The sequence below is a fragment of the Thalassovita gelatinovora genome (genome assembly GCF_001458355.1).
GTDB classification, from domain to species: domain Bacteria; phylum Pseudomonadota; class Alphaproteobacteria; order Rhodobacterales; family Rhodobacteraceae; genus Thalassobius; species Thalassobius gelatinovorus.
The window spans coordinates 77,818-92,019 of record NZ_CYSA01000007.1; the positions used below are offsets into that span (position 1 = coordinate 77,818).

12 protein-coding genes are annotated in these 14,202 nt (G+C 58.8%); 3 read left to right on the forward strand and 9 right to left on the reverse strand.

All coding sequences use genetic code 11. The annotated features are described in order from the left end of the window. Nucleotides 1–59: 59 nt before the first annotated feature. A complete protein-coding gene (locus TG4357_RS02850; protein WP_058261531.1) occupies nucleotides 60–1,100 on the reverse strand; it encodes an NAD(P)/FAD-dependent oxidoreductase in 1,041 nt (346 codons plus the stop codon). 65 nt (nucleotides 1,101–1,165) lie between these two features. On the opposite strand from TG4357_RS02850, the gene mnmC2 reads away from it, so the two are divergent. After that, the gene (gene mnmC2, locus TG4357_RS02855; protein ID WP_058261364.1) at nucleotides 1,166–1,843 is read left to right on the forward strand and encodes a tRNA (5-methylaminomethyl-2-thiouridine)(34)-methyltransferase MnmC2; all 678 of its coding nucleotides are present in this window, start codon (nucleotides 1,166–1,168) and stop codon (nucleotides 1,841–1,843) included. Beyond that, a complete protein-coding gene (locus TG4357_RS02860) occupies nucleotides 1,840–2,706 on the forward strand; it encodes a DMT family transporter (RefSeq protein ID WP_058261365.1) in 867 nt (288 codons plus the stop codon). The genes mnmC2 and TG4357_RS02860 overlap by 4 nt, the downstream gene beginning before the upstream one ends. Here the strand turns inward: TG4357_RS02860 and TG4357_RS02865 are convergent. After that, entirely contained in the window at nucleotides 2,680–4,641 is a 1,962-nt protein-coding gene (locus TG4357_RS02865; protein ID WP_058261366.1) for a lytic transglycosylase domain-containing protein, read from the reverse strand. The genes TG4357_RS02860 and TG4357_RS02865 overlap by 27 nt on opposite strands. A 157-nt stretch (nucleotides 4,642–4,798) precedes the next feature. Here TG4357_RS02865 and dapA point away from each other — a divergent pair, with 157 nt between their 5' ends. After that, entirely contained in the window at nucleotides 4,799–5,671 is an 873-nt protein-coding gene (gene dapA / locus TG4357_RS02870) for a 4-hydroxy-tetrahydrodipicolinate synthase (RefSeq protein ID WP_058261367.1), read from the forward strand. 72 nt (nucleotides 5,672–5,743) lie between these two features. Here the strand turns inward: dapA and TG4357_RS02875 are convergent, their stop codons facing one another. From TG4357_RS02875 to puuE, 7 genes are all read right to left on the reverse strand, one after another. Next, entirely contained in the window at nucleotides 5,744–7,513 is a 1,770-nt protein-coding gene (locus TG4357_RS02875) for a SulP family inorganic anion transporter (RefSeq protein WP_058261368.1), read from the reverse strand. A gap of 220 nt (nucleotides 7,514–7,733) precedes the next feature. Beyond that, complete coding sequence (locus TG4357_RS02880) at nucleotides 7,734–9,407, reverse strand: bifunctional protein tyrosine phosphatase family protein/NAD(P)/FAD-dependent oxidoreductase (protein WP_058261532.1); 1,674 nt, start codon at nucleotides 9,405–9,407, stop codon at nucleotides 7,734–7,736. A gap of 21 nt (nucleotides 9,408–9,428) precedes the next feature. Continuing rightward, nucleotides 9,429–9,641: a YgaP family membrane protein gene (locus TG4357_RS02885; RefSeq protein WP_058261369.1), complete on the reverse strand. Its 213-nt coding sequence runs from the start codon at nucleotides 9,639–9,641 to the stop codon at nucleotides 9,429–9,431. A gap of 242 nt (nucleotides 9,642–9,883) precedes the next feature. Beyond that, the gene (locus TG4357_RS02890) at nucleotides 9,884–11,233 is read right to left on the reverse strand and encodes a uracil-xanthine permease family protein (RefSeq protein ID WP_058261370.1); all 1,350 of its coding nucleotides are present in this window, start codon (nucleotides 11,231–11,233) and stop codon (nucleotides 9,884–9,886) included. Nucleotides 11,234–11,278: 45 nt separating this feature from the next. Beyond that, nucleotides 11,279–11,767 carry an ureidoglycolate lyase gene (locus TG4357_RS02895; RefSeq protein WP_058261371.1) on the reverse strand — a complete coding sequence of 163 codons (489 nt, stop codon included), beginning with the start codon at nucleotides 11,765–11,767 and terminating at the stop codon, nucleotides 11,279–11,281. A 75-nt stretch (nucleotides 11,768–11,842) separates the two neighbouring features. After that, nucleotides 11,843–12,658, reverse strand: coding sequence for a bifunctional allantoicase/(S)-ureidoglycine aminohydrolase (locus tag TG4357_RS02900; protein WP_058261372.1), 816 nt, complete (start codon nucleotides 12,656–12,658; stop codon nucleotides 11,843–11,845). Then, nucleotides 12,655–14,067: an allantoinase PuuE gene (gene puuE, locus TG4357_RS02905; RefSeq protein ID WP_058261373.1), complete on the reverse strand. Its 1,413-nt coding sequence runs from the start codon at nucleotides 14,065–14,067 to the stop codon at nucleotides 12,655–12,657. The genes TG4357_RS02900 and puuE overlap by 4 nt, the downstream gene beginning before the upstream one ends. Nucleotides 14,068–14,202 lie beyond the last annotated feature (135 nt).

The following is a 14,202-nucleotide window of genomic DNA, read 5'->3' on the forward strand; positions in this document are numbered from 1 at the left end:
GTCGTTGGTTCTTCTTGGTATAAATACTCAAATCCACCCGCGCCGCCTCGGCCTGGACCTCAGAAACTGGCCTCGGCCCGAAACCCGTCCGGAATACGATCAATCCCGTCGATCAGCAGGCCGGCCATCACCTGCGCCACGAATGGTGCCATGCCGAACCCGATCTTGAATCCACCATTCGCGATATATTGCCCGGCCTTGGTCGGATGCACGCCCAGCACCGGGGCGCGGCTGCGGCTGCGCGGGCGGATACCGGCCCAGCGTTCGATCACACCCGCCCCGGCCAAGACGGGCACGGCAGCAAAGGCGCGCGCCAGCACCGAATCCAACTGCCCGTCCACCGATGTGGGGTCGTCGTAATCGCGCTCGCTGGTCGAACCCACCGCCACGGTGCCATCGACATGCGGGACCACATGCACCGCATCGGCAAAAATCTGCGGACAATCGCGCAGATCGCGTGGCAGCCTCAGCAATGCCCCCTGCCCTTTGACCCCGTTGCCGAAGCTTCGCTTGGTTTCGCGGCTGATTTCCTCCAACCCCGCAACACCGGTGGCCCAGACAGTACGTCCCTGTGCCGTGCCCTCGGTCACTATCTCGCCGCCCTTCGCCTGGATTGCCGCCACCAAAGCGGCGCAGGCCATGCGCGGATGCAGCCGAGCGCTCAGCGTGTCCCGGATCAGCCAACCGCTCGGGCTCTCCGGTGCCCAATCTCCGGCCTCCCCGGCCTTGATCACTTCCCAGCTGGCCTTGCCCTGCCATAGCTCCGCTGCGCCCGTGTGCCGCGACCGCGCCAATTCCAGCGCCTTGTCATCCCCGACCGGCTGCAAACGGCCCAGCCGGGCATAGCCACTGCGTTGCTCGCCTGCCGCTTCTACTTCCCGCCAAAACGCGTCTGCCATGATCAGGCTTTCGAACTGAAACTGTTTCTTGTCGTTCCAGTTTTCCGGCACATGCGGTGCCAATGCACCGACCAAACCACCGCTTGCCCCTGCACCGGGGCCGTAAGGGTCGATCACCCGCACTTTGGCCCCGCGCGTCAGGCAAGTCCAGGCGATGGAAAGACCAAAAATACCGGCCCCGTGAACGGTCACATCCACCATTGCCATTGCCCGCGTCCCCTTGCATTGTCGCGTTATTCTCAACCGTTTCCTTAAGGGATCAGACCATGCATGACCAGCGTGCCGACCTGCAATGGCGCGATGACGCGATCCCGGTTTCGACCCGGTTCGACGATCCCTATTTTTCGCTGGATAACGGGTTGGCCGAAACCGCCCATGTCTTTTTGCAAGGCAACGATCTGCCGATGCGATTCCAGCCCGGTTTTCACATCGCTGAGCTGGGGTTTGGCACTGGCCTGAACCTGTTGGCAGCGCTGAAACTTTGGCGTGAAACCGGCCAACAAGGTGCGCTGCGCTTCACCTCCTTCGAAGCCTTCCCAATGACCCCGGCGGAAATGATCCGCGCCCAATCCGCATTTCCCGAAATTGCCGAAGTGGCCGGGGATCTGGCACCGCATTGGACCGATGATCTGAACCGGTTGGATCTGCCCGATCTGAAATTCGACCTGGTCCGGGGCGATGCACGCACGACCCTGCCGCAGTGGTCGGGACAAGCCGACGGTTGGTTTCTGGACGGATTTTCACCCGCCAAGAATCCCGAACTCTGGGGCCCGAATCTGATGAAAGAGGTTTTCCATCACACCGCTCCGGGTGGCACTGCCGCCACCTATACGGCAGCTGGATTTGTCCGCCGTGGATTGCAAGAGGCCGGTTTCACCGTAGACCGCCGCCCCGGTTTTGGCCGAAAGCGGCATATGACAACCGCAAGAAAGGCCCAGCAATGAGCCCGAACAATACCCGGCTAGGTATCCTGTTGATGGTCGCTACCACCTTCGTCTTTGCCATGCAGGACGGCATTTCCCGCCATCTGGCCGGGGAATATAATGTGCTGATGGTGACGATGATCCGCTACTGGTTCTTCGCTGCATTCGTGATCGCGGTCGCAGCGCGCAAAGCGGGCGGCGTACGGGCCGCGGCGCGCACCTCGCAGCCTCTGTTGCAGGGGTTTCGCGCGGTGCTTCTGGTGATCGAAATTTGTGTTACAGTCTATGGCTTTACCCTTCTTGGACTGGTGGAAAGCCACGCGGTTTTCGTCTGTTATCCGTTGCTGATCGTGGCATTGTCGGGTCCGGTTCTGGGTGAATCCGTGGGTTGGCGCCGCTGGGCTGCGATTGCGGTCGGCTTTGTCGGCGTGATGATCATCCTGCAACCGGGGTTCGGAGTGTTCAAACCACAAGCCGTCGTGCCGCTGATCGCGGCGCTGATGTTCGCGCTTTATGGATTGATGACCCGTTATGTTGCCCGCCGCGACAGTGCCGCCACCTCTTTTTTCTGGACCGGCACTATCGGGTCGGTTGCAATGACGGCGGTCGGCGCGTGGTTCTGGGAACCGATGACCGGCCCCGATTGGGGCTGGATGGCGTTGCTTTGCGTTACCGGTGCCTTGGGCCATTTCCTGTTGATCAAATGCTACGAAGTTGCCGAGGCCAGTTCGGTGCAGCCCTTTGCCTATTTGCAACTGGTGTTCGCTTCGGCGCTTGGCATTGCCGTTTTCAGTGAAACGATCCGGCTGAACGTGGCGTTCGGGGCCGGAATCATCGTGATCGCGGGACTGTTCACCCTATGGCGAGAGCGGCAAAACGCTTGACCCGATCAATTCCTTGCTGAACGGCTGCGGCAACGGATCGCGGCCCAGCCGGGCGCGGTAAACCGGCAAGGATTCTGCCACCCGCATCACGTAGTTACGAGTTTCGCGGAACGGGATGAATTCGATCCAGTCGATCACGTCCACCGCCCCGGTGCGCGGATCGCCGTAAAGGTCCATCCATCGTTCCGGCCGACCCGGTCCGGCATTGTAACCGGCTGCCACCATCAAGATGTTGCCGTTGAACCGCCCACCCAGAGACGCCAGATAGGCGCTGCCCAGCGTGGCGTTATAGCTCCAATCGCTCAGCACCTTGGCGGGGTCGTGATCAATTCCCAAATCCCGCGCCACCAGTTTGGCGGTGGCCGGCATCAGTTGCATCAACCCCTGCGCCCCGGCACCACTGACAACCCGGTGATCAAATTCGCTTTCGCGGCGCGCGATGGCCAGCGACAGCTCCATCGGGACGGGAAATTTCATTTTTTGCATCGGGTGCAATGCGTAATAAGGTTCGGCAACAGTCAACCCGCGCCTTGCTGCTTGCTTGCCGACCATCACCGCCAGATGCGGTTGCTGCATTTCGGTCAACAGATCGCCCAACTGGCCCAGTTCAACAGGGGGAAGAGTTTCGGTCAGATGGCGTAAGAACTGTTCGGTCAGATTCAATTCACCTGCGCGCAACAACAGCATCGCAGCTTCGAAAACCGATGAGTTGGCGAAACCGGCCTGACGCCAATCGGGAAAAGGGTGGGTTCCGGCCAATGTGCTGTCGAATGGCAGACCCGCCTTTTCCGCCGCCAGCAACCCGTAAAAGCTGGTCTGATACTGCGCGCCTTCGGCATAGGCATGCTGCGCTGCCTCGCTGTCGCCTGCGGCCTCTTGCGCCCGGCCGATCCAATAGCCGGCACGCCCCAACGAAATCGGGGTATCAACACCGGCGCGAAACCGTTGAAAATGATCGCGGGCCAATTCTGGATCGTTCAGGAACCGCAGCGCTAAAAACCCCGACAACCATTCCAGATCAGCATAGACCGATCCTTCGGTCAGACCGTGTGTCGACGCAACAGCATACGCAGTCTGCACTTCGCCTGCCCGCATTTTTTGTCGCGCGAGGCTGCGGCGCCAACCGCCCCATTGATCGGGTTCACCCAACGATGCGGCGGATTTGGATCGTTCCAGCAATAGCGCGATCGCATCATCGTCGCGGTTCTTCTTCAATCGCCAGCGGAACCGTTCATAGGCAAGACCCGGATCATCGGCCAGATCCTTGGGCACGGCAGCGATCAACGCGTCCACGTTGTTGCGCTGCGCTCGCAATCCCAACCGCGCGGTGGCCAGTTGGCGCCACCCATCCGGCACCAAGGGCAACATATCGGTCACGTTGCTGCTCCAGTGTTGCCATAACACCATGTCGAACCGGGCAATGTGATGCGGGGCCAGAACCTTGGGATAAGCCGCCAGCAGGGCAGCATGTTCGGCATTATCCAAAGACAACATGCGCCAACCCAGCACCAACCCGGACTCTGCTTCACCCGCACGATCCGCAGCTGTCAATGCATTGGTATGGGCCAGCAGCCCGGCACCCGTCTGCGGCGGTTGATCACGAAAAAACGCAATCACCTGTTCCGGCGATGCGTCGATCATCGCATCCTCACTGCGTTGGCGCAGCAGTTTCAACCCCGGCCAGTCGGCACGACGGTCCAGAAACGCCATGACTTCATCCGGGGTGCCACGACCGGCGCGTAACCGCATCCATTCGATGATGTCTTCGGCCGTCGGACCGCCGGCCCGTTCCGCCAATTTCGCCGCCTTGTCCCAATCACGCCCTTGGGCGGCGTCAATGGCATTTGCCAACGGCTGCGGGCCTGTGGCCTGCTCGGCACGAGCGGGAAGAATCGTCGCAGACAGCAGGAGGATGATGGGAATAAGGCGCAACATGGCTTGCTTTTTCAAAGGAACAAAGGATAGACAACTCAAGCTTAATTCCGTGTGCGCTTCGGGGCAAATCACGAAGACGAAATATCGCCTTTCCCCCCGCCTACGGTTATTCAACATCTTCGGGCCTGGGCCCGCCAAACGACAGAAGGAGCGTGTCATGTTCAAAGGATCTTTTCCTGCTTTGGTCACGCCGTTCAAGAACGGCGAGCTGGATCTGGAAACGCTCAAGAAACTGGTCGAATGGCATATCGGTGAAGGCACCAACGGGTTCGTGCCGGTTGGCACCACCGGCGAAAGCCCGACGCTGACCCACCGAGAACATGAAACCGTGGTCGAAGAAACCGTCAAGGCCGCCGCAGGCCGGGTGCCGGTGATCGCGGGCGCGGGCAGCAACAACACGCTAGAAGGCATCCGGTTGATTCAGCATGCCGAAAAGGTCGGCGCGGATGCCGCCCTCGTGGTGACGCCCTATTACAATAAGCCGACCCAGCGAGGGTTGATCGCGCATTTCACCGCGCTGCATGATTGCTGCGATCTGCCGATCATCATCTACAACATTCCGGGCCGGTCGGTGATCGACATGACCCCCGAAACCATGGGTGAACTGTCCAAGTTGCCCCGGATCATAGGGGTCAAGGACGCCACTGGCGATCTGGTCCGGGTTTCGCAGCAACGCGCAACCTGCGGCGCGGATTTCTGCCAGTTGTCGGGTGAAGATGCCACTGCGCTTGGTTTCAACGCGCATGGCGGTGTTGGCTGCATTTCGGTCACTGCCAATGTCGCGCCGAAACTTTGCGCCGAATTCCAAGCGGCGACGCTAGCGGGCGATTACACCAAGGCACTAGACTATCAGGACCGGCTGATGCCGCTGCACGAAGCGATCTTCATCGAACCCGGACTGGTCGGCGCGAAATACGCGATGGCCAAGCTGGGCCTGTGCAGCGAAGAAGTCCGCCTGCCTTTGACCGGCCTGCTGGACAGCACCAAGGTCAGCATCGACGCGGCGATGATTCATGCCGGCTTGATCTAAAGCCCCTCGAATTCAAAACAAAAACGCCCGGTCGCTGACCGGGCGTTTTTGTTTCATGAGTGGTCTTGGTGATTATTCTGCGGCACGTTTATCATCAGACTCGATATCGTCCGCCAAATCAGGGCGGGTCAGCGCCACCAATGCGTCATATTGCGACAAGTATACTTCGCCGCTCATTTCCTCAAGGAAATGACTGCGCTTCAACCGATCCATCACCGGGCCTTTCACCTCGGATAGGTGCAGTTTGATCCCGACATCGGTCAGGCGATGGTTGATTGCTTCCAGACTTTCCAGCGCCGACATGTCGATTTCATTCACCGCCGAACATTGCAGCACCACATGCTTGATCGGTTCGTCACAGGCGATGCGGTCATAGACGTAGTCTTCCAAGAACCGCGCGTTCGCGAAGTACAGGCTTTCATCGACCCGCAACGTCAGCACGTTGGGATTGGTCTGCACGTCGTGGCGCAGGATGTTGCGGAAATGCTGGGTACCCGGGACCAGACCGACCTCGGCAACATGCGGCCGCGAGGTTTTGTAGAGAAACAGCAGCACCGACAGGCCCACACCGGTCGACACGCCAATTTCCACGCCAAAGCCCAGCGTCAGGAAGATGGTCGCGGCCACGGCTGCAAAATCGACCTTGGAATATTTCCATGTGCGGCTGAGGATCGAAAAATCGACCAAGCTCAACACCGCCACGATGATGGTCGCGGCCAGCGTCGCCTTGGGCAGGAAGAACAACAAAGGCGTCAGCAGTAGCGCGGCAAACAGAATACCCACAGCGGTAAAAGCGCCCGCAGCCGGGGTTTCCGCACCGGCGTCAAAATTGACCACAGACCGGGCGAAACCGCCGGTCACCGGATAGCCGCCGGAAATCGCCGCAGCGATGTTCGACGCGCCCAGACCGACCAGTTCCTGATCCGGGGTGATGCGCTGACGTTTCTTTGCCGCCAGAGTCTGGGCCACCGACACGGATTCAACGAAACCGATGATCGAAATCAACAGCGCCGAAACGAACAGCGACGACCAGATTTCACCGTCAAACGATGGCATGGTCAGCGGCGGCAGGCCCATCGGCACATCGCCCACAATCTTCACGCCCTTGTCGGCCAAACCGAAAATCCACGTTGCCAAAGTCGTCAGCACCACTGCCCCGACCGGACCAGCCTTGGCCAGGATATCGGCCAGACGCGGTTTCAGCCCGAAGCCCAGCAAAAGCGGCTTCAGCCCTTTGCGCACCCAGAACAGAAAACCCGTCGTCGTCAGGCCGATGAACAGGGTGATGGGGTTGGTCAGGTGTTGATTTTCGAACAGCGATTTCACCAGCTCGACCAGATTGTGACCACTGGCATCAATGCCAAAGATGTGTTTCAACTGCGATGTCGCGATCAGAACCCCGGATGCGGTGATGAACCCGGCAATCACTGGGTGGGACAGAAAATTCGCCAGAAAACCCAGCCGGAAAATCCCCAAGACCAGCAGGATCACACCGGAAATAAAGGCCAGAGTGACCGCCGCCGCGGCATATTCCGCAGTCCCCTGAAGCGCCATGTTGCCAACGGCGGCAGCCGTCATCAAAGACACCACCGCGACCGGGCCAACCGCCAGCGCACGCGAGGTTCCAAAGATGGCATAGGCAACCAGCGGCAGGATCGACGCATAAAGCCCCATTTCCGCCGGCAACCCCGCCAGAAGCGCATAAGCCAAGGATTGCGGGATCAGCATGATCGTAACGATCACCGCCGCAACCAAATCGCTGGTCAAGGTGTCTTTGTCATAGGTCTTGGACCATTGCAGGATCGGTAAATGCCGCTCCAGCATCGCGCGTTTCAATAACATGGGTTTTCCTGTCGCACAGAATCTGTTCGCCCTTATATATTCAAAAAGTCGAATAAGTGAAGGGCGAAAATGGGAAAGTTCATCTTCTTGGCCTGAGCCTTGTCACAGCGCATGCGGCAAACGGACCGGATCTGAAGCCAGAAAACACGCATGCAAGCCCGATTGACCGGGCTTGCATAAAGAAGCTTGGTTCGCCAACAGCGGCGCTTGGAACACAAGATCAACCGGCTGAAACACGTTCCGGTTTGATCATCCATTCCTTGCCGCGCAGCATCGCGCGCCAATAGACCGGCGGCAGAATCTGTTCCTTCAGGATCCAAGCCGCGCGTGTCGGTTTGGTTCCGTCCAGAATGAATTTTGGGAACGACGGCAGCAATGTACCGCCATAACCGAATTCGGCCAGAACGATCTTGCCGCGCTCGACTGTCAGCGGGCACGACCCGTAACCGTTATAGATCGCGGTCGGGGATTTACCGTTGACGTCATCGACCAGATTTTCGGCCACCACCGGCGCCTGCATCCGGGCCGCAGCTGCGGTTTTGGCGTTGGGGGCGTTCATCACGTCGCCCAGCGACCATATATTGTCATATTCCTTGTGCCGCAGCGTGGCCTGATCCACATCAATCCAACCGGCCGCATCGGCCAGCGGCGACACCCGGATGAAATCGGGTGCAGTCTGTGGCGGGCAAACATGCATCATGTCGAACTCGACTTCGATCCGTTCCACCGGCGTGTCCGGCTTGGCGACGTCGAACCAAGCTTTCTTGGCTGGCCCATCGACCGCGACCAGATTGTTGAAGAAGTTCAGTTTTGCATCATAGCGTTCAATATATTTTTCCAGTGCCGGGACATAGTCCTTCACCCCAAACAACACGCCGCCCGCATTCATGAAGTTGACGTCGATATCCTTCAAAACCCCTGTCCGAAGCCAATGATCGCTGGACAGATACAGCGCCTTTTGCGGCGCGCCGGCGCATTTGATCGGCATCGGCGGCTGGGTGAACAGCGCCCGGCCCGATTTCAGACCCTTGACCAATTCCCAAGTGTATGGGGCCAGATCATAACGGTAATTCGACGTTACGCCATTTTTACCCAGCGTATCGACCAGTCCTTCAACCTTGTGCCAGTCCAGCTTCAGGCCCGGGCAGATGACCAGACGGTCGTATTTCACCACCCGGCACCCATCAAGGACCACCGCGTTATCCTTGGGTTCGAATGCCGCCACGGCGGATTTGATCCAATGCACACCCTTGGGGATCAGGCTGCCCATGGTCTTGGCCGTGGTCTCAGGATCGAAAATGCCGGCACCGACCATGGTCCAACCGGGTTGATAATAATGGATGTCAGCCGGATCGAGAATGGCAATTTCCAAATCGGGTTTGCGGGCATGGATGCTGGACGCAACGGCGATCCCGGCAGCCCCGCCGCCAACGATCACGACATCGAATTTCGCGTCCCCGGTATCGGTCGGCGTTTTGCCACCATTCACAATGCGGCGCACCACACCAGCCATATCATAGCCCGCAGCCTTGGCTGCGGCGAGGATATCTGCGGTCGGTTTTTCCTTGGCCACCGACAAGGACCACAAGGTCGTCGAACGGGTGCCGGTCCGACAATAGGCCAAAGTCGGGCCGGGCAATTCCATCAGCGCCTTGCCGAAATCATCAGCATCTTCATCGCGCACCTTGCCAGCGGTGATCGGCAGATACCGGATCTGCAACCCTTGTGCCTGAGCCGCCGCCTCGATTTCTTCAAAAGTCGGCTGGTCGGCAGCTTCGCCATCGGGCCGATTACAGATAACTGAACGGAACCCAAGTTCGGCCACGTTGACCAGATCTTCTGGTTGAATCTGGGGGGCGACAGAGAGTTCGTCGGAAATTTTCTTGGGGTCCATGATCATAGTCCTTTCATGGGATCATACGCGGCAGGTCGAAATACCAAGCAATCGATAGAGCGGGCAGAACCTGAAGACGGAACTAAGCGCGAGGGCCGCGCCGAACGCCATAACCAACAGTCGAACCGGAACCACATCCAAAACGGAAGAACCGGTCAGATAAGGCAATAGGAACAATCCCACGCCCATAACAAGACGGATCAGCCGATCCAGATTGCCGACATTGCAGATCATGATTCCTCCTCGAATACTTAACACATATACGAATACGAATATGAATTTCAACCAGAAAGAAACAACACGGGTTAAGCGTCTGAAAAAATTACATGATATGAAGAAAATCCGGGAAATTTGGAACCGGTCCTCTGGCATCAGATGCGAAGTGGTTCAGGTTCTACACGCAACAGCGGTCCAATACCCGCAAACGGAAAACCCCCGCCTTTCGGCGAGGGTAAAGGTTCAGGTTCTGGTCGAAATCAGTCCAGATCTTCAGGCAGCAGAAGATTGAGAAGGATCGACAGGCCCGCTGCGGGCAACAAACCGCTGGTCAACAGGATCTGCAACGTCTTGGGCAGATGCTGCAATGCGCCGGGTTCCAGTTGCAGGCCCAGCCCCAGCGACAGCGACACCGCGAAGATCACCATGTTGCGACGGTTCCACGTAACTTCGGACAACATGCTGACACCCGCAGCTGCGACCATGCCGAACATCACGATCACACCACCGCCCAACACATTGATCGGAATCGTCGAAACGATCGCGCCAAATTTCGGGATCAGCCCGCAAAGGATCAGGAAGATCGCGCCGATGGTGACCACATGGCGGCTCATCACGCCGGTGATCGAGATCAAACCGACATTCTGACTGAAAGACGTGTTCGGCAATCCGCCGAATACCCCGGCCACGGCCGTTCCCAGACCATCGGCAAAGGTCGCACCAGCGATTTCGCGATCAGTGGCTTCGCGGCCCGCCCCACCTTTGCAAATACCGCTGACATCGCCGACGGTTTCAATCGCCGAAATCACCGCCATGAAACACATGCCAATGATGATCGCACTGTTGAATTCAAACCCCCATTTGAACGGCATCGGCAGGGCGAAGGAGGCCGCGCGGCCGACATTGCCAAAATTCACCTGCCCCATCAGATAGGCCACGATGTACCCCGCGACGAGACCGATCAGAACGGATGCAACCGAACTAAGCCCCTTGGTGAAGAACTTGAACCCCAAGGTCACCAGAACCACCACAAGCGCCGGTGTCCACATTGCCAGCGACCCGAATTCCGGCTTGCCCATCAGCGGAACACCACCGGCGGCATATTGGATGCCGACCTTGACCAGCGACAGCCCGATCATCAGAACGATCAGCCCGGTCACAAGGGGCGGCAGGGCGAAACGGATCTTGCCGATCACAGTCCCAAGCAGGAAATGGAAGATACCGCCGATCACGATCCCGGTCATCAGACCGGCCATTCCGGCGGTACCCTGCCCAGCCACGGCCGGGATCATCACCGGCAGAAAAGCAAAGCTGGTGCCCTGCACAATCGGCAACCGCGCCCCGACCGGCCCCATGCCGATGGTTTGAAACAGCGTCGCAATGCCGGCAAACAGCATCGACATCTGAATCATGTAGATCAGATTGGGGAAATCCGGGCTATTTGAACCAAAGCCGAACCCCGCAGCCCCGGCCACGATGATCGCAGGGGTCACATTGCTGGCGAACATCGCCAACACGTGTTGAATGCCCAAAGGCACCGCCTTGGCCAAAGGCGGGGTAAAATCCGGGTCCATCATCTGGGCCGGTGTTCCAAGTGTCGTGTCAGTCATCCCTCGTTCTCCTGTTGGGAAGAGCCCCTCTTGTTGGGGGCTGCATTAAATTTGGACCACGCAAGGTGGGTCGAGCCGGACCTCCTCCAAGTTCGGTGTGTCGCCGATCCGGTCAATCACGGCGAACAGGCCGGGGGCATGCAGTGGCGTCAAAACCCCATGCCAGATGCCCCGGTGAAAATTGATCGCCTGCCCCGGTGCCGCCAGAAAGGCGTGGAAATCGGCAGGCGTGCCATTGTCGTCCGCAGCCACGATCACCAGCCAGTCATCCATCGACATCGGGATAAAAGCCTGACTGCCATCCGGATGACGTTCGACCAGATCAAGACAATAGGGCAGGCTGCGCGGTTCTGCCTTGAAGATCGAAATGCCCGCCCGCCCGTCCGGGCCAAAATCCAGCTTTGCCCGATCATGGAACCGGCCGCAGAACCCTTGATTGATGATTTTGTCCGGTGCCCCTTCGGCTTCCATCACATCACCGAAAGGGGCAAAGGCGTCGGCGGTCAGGGGTTGGAGTTTGATCACATCAGGCATGGGCGTTTCCTTTCGGACCGGCGGGGGGCTGTCTGCCCCCCGCACCCCCCGAGGATATTTTAAAACAGAAGAAGATCAGAGGCTAAGCTTCGGATGACGGTTGACGTCCTTGTAGAGAAGATAGCGGAAGGGTTCGGTTCCAGTAGCGATGCACGCCTGCGGGCAGAAGGCGCGCAGCCACATGAAATCGCCCGGACCAACTTCGACCCAGTCGGTGTTAAGCAGGTAACGGGCGGTGCCCTGTAGCACGAAAAGCCCATGTTCCATGATATGGGTTTCGGCAAAAGGAATGCGGCCACCCGGTAAGAAGTTCACAATATTGACGTGGAAATCATAGCGCAGATCGAACGGATCAGCGAACCGCTGAGTCGCCCAAGTTCCGTCGCAACCGGGCATGGGATGCGCCGTGACATCGGTTTCATGCACCACCTTGGCGTCGGGGGGCGACTGACCGGGGAGTTTTTCATAGCGTTTGCGGATCCAGAGAAACCCACATATGTCTTCCCCGCTGTTCCACAACGTCCAGACCGCGCTTGGCGGGATATAGACATAGTGTCCCGCACGCAGTTCATATTGATCGCGCCCCAGTGTCAGGCGGGCAGTGCCATGGGTGATAAACAGACCTGCCTGGGCATCCGGATCAGGTTCGGGCTCGGCGCTGCCACCACCCGGGGCCAGTTCTACCGCGTATTGGGCAAATGTTTCGGCAAACCCCGACAGCGGCCGCGCCAGAATCCAGGCCCGGGCGTTGGTCCAGCCCGGCAAGAAACTGGTGACGATGTCACGCATGGTATTGGACGGAAGCACCGCGTAGGCGGTGGTGAAGATGGCGGTTCCTTCGGGATCGTCATTCGGTCCGGGATGGCCACCGGGCGGGAAAGCGTATCTCACAACATATCCTCCAACCTCAGCCGCGCTATGCGTTCGACCTGTCGACAGGCCACGTCGAATTCGGCGTCGGTCGCGGCGGCCAGACGCTGTTCGAATGCGGACAGGATGCCAGATTTATCATGATCGCGTACCGCGATGATGAAGGGAAAACCGTGCCGGGCCACATAAGCCACGTTCAATTCTGTAAACCGGGCGCGTTCGGCATCAGTCAAGGCATCGAGGCCGGCGCTGGCTTGTTCGGCGGTGCTTTCATCGGTCAGGCGTTTTGCGGTGGCCAATTTCCCGGCCAAATCGGGATGCGCCGTCAACACGCCCAGCCGTTCGGCGGACGACGCTGATCGGAACATCCGGCACAGGGCGTTATGCAAGCCCGCCGCGCTGTCATGGGCTGGACCCAATTCCAAATCGAAAGCGCGTTCGGCGATCCAGGGCGAATGTTCGAACACCCCGCCAAAGAGATCGACGAAACGGTCCTTGGCCATCAGGCTTGGCCGTTCGGACCGCTTGTGCGGGTGGGTTTCGGTCCAGTGCCGGGCGATGTCGATCCGTCGCGGGGTCCAGACAGCTTCGAACCCCTTGATATAGTCGAGGAACCGTTTCAACCCGGCCAGTTTGCCGGGGCGCCCGATCAGGCGACAATGCAAACCGATATTCATCATCGCCGGCTTGCCCGCAGCACCTTCGGCGTACAGCACATCGAAAGCGTCTTTGAGATAGGTGAAAAACTGTTCACCGGTGATATAGCCCGGCGCGGTGGCAAACCGCATGTCATTGGCTTCCAATGTGTAGGGGATGATCAACTGATCCCGGTCCCCGAATTCCATCCAATGCGGCAGATCATCGTCATAAGTGTCACTGATATAGTCAAAGCCGCCTTCTTCGGCGACCAACCGTACGGTATTGAGCGATGATCGCCCGGTATACCATCCGCGCGGACGATCCCCCACGACTTCGGTATGCAGGCGCACCGCTTCGGCGATGGCGGCGCGTTCCTCTTCTTCGGGCATGTCCTTGTGTTCGACCCATTTCAGACCGTGGCTGGCAATTTCCCAACCGGCGTCTTTCATCGCCTCGACCTGTTCCGGGTTGCGCGCCAGCGCGGTGGCGACACCGTAGATCGTCAGCGGGATTCCGGCGCCGGTGAACAGCCGATGCAGCCGCCAGAACCCGGCCCGCGCACCGTAGTCATAGATCGATTCCATGTTCCAGTGGCGCTGCCCCGACCAAGGGGCGGCCCCGGCGATATCGGACAGAAACGCCTCGGACTGGGCATCGCCGTGTAACAGGCAGTTTTCACCGCCCTCTTCGTAATTCAGCACGAATTGAACCGCGATTTTGGCCTTGCCGGGCCAAGAAGCATCGGGACGATCTGCCCCGTATCCGGTCATATTACGTGGGTAACGCTTCATTTGTGAACTTTCCATGAGTTGTCTTGTTCTACGCCATCAAGGCCGCTTGCTTCTTTCAAAAATATTTTGAAACACTTTCACAGGTGTGTTTCCTGACCGGATGCGCCTATGGTTCCGGCATCTTCCCACCTGCGT

Excerpts from the sequence above, each read along its gene's own strand:
- TG4357_RS02850 (WP_058261531.1), bottom strand. The coding sequence starts at position 1,100 with ATGGTGGATGTGACCGTTCACGGGGCCGGTATTTTTGGTCTTTCCATC.
- mnmC2 (WP_058261364.1), top strand. The coding sequence starts at position 1,166 with ATGCATGACCAGCGTGCCGACCTGCAATGGCGCGATGACGCGATCCCG.
- TG4357_RS02860 (WP_058261365.1), top strand. The coding sequence starts at position 1,840 with ATGAGCCCGAACAATACCCGGCTAGGTATCCTGTTGATGGTCGCTACC.
- TG4357_RS02865 (WP_058261366.1), bottom strand. The coding sequence starts at position 4,641 with ATGTTGCGCCTTATTCCCATCATCCTCCTGCTGTCTGCGACGATTCTT.
- dapA (WP_058261367.1), top strand. The coding sequence starts at position 4,799 with ATGTTCAAAGGATCTTTTCCTGCTTTGGTCACGCCGTTCAAGAACGGC.
- TG4357_RS02875 (WP_058261368.1), bottom strand. The coding sequence starts at position 7,513 with ATGTTATTGAAACGCGCGATGCTGGAGCGGCATTTACCGATCCTGCAA.
- TG4357_RS02880 (WP_058261532.1), bottom strand. The coding sequence starts at position 9,407 with ATGGACCCCAAGAAAATTTCCGACGAACTCTCTGTCGCCCCCCAGATT.
- TG4357_RS02885 (WP_058261369.1), bottom strand. The coding sequence starts at position 9,641 with ATGATCTGCAATGTCGGCAATCTGGATCGGCTGATCCGTCTTGTTATG.
- TG4357_RS02890 (WP_058261370.1), bottom strand. The coding sequence starts at position 11,233 with ATGACTGACACGACACTTGGAACACCGGCCCAGATGATGGACCCGGAT.
- TG4357_RS02895 (WP_058261371.1), bottom strand. The coding sequence starts at position 11,767 with ATGCCTGATGTGATCAAACTCCAACCCCTGACCGCCGACGCCTTTGCC.
- puuE (WP_058261373.1), bottom strand. The coding sequence starts at position 14,067 with ATGAAGCGTTACCCACGTAATATGACCGGATACGGGGCAGATCGTCCC.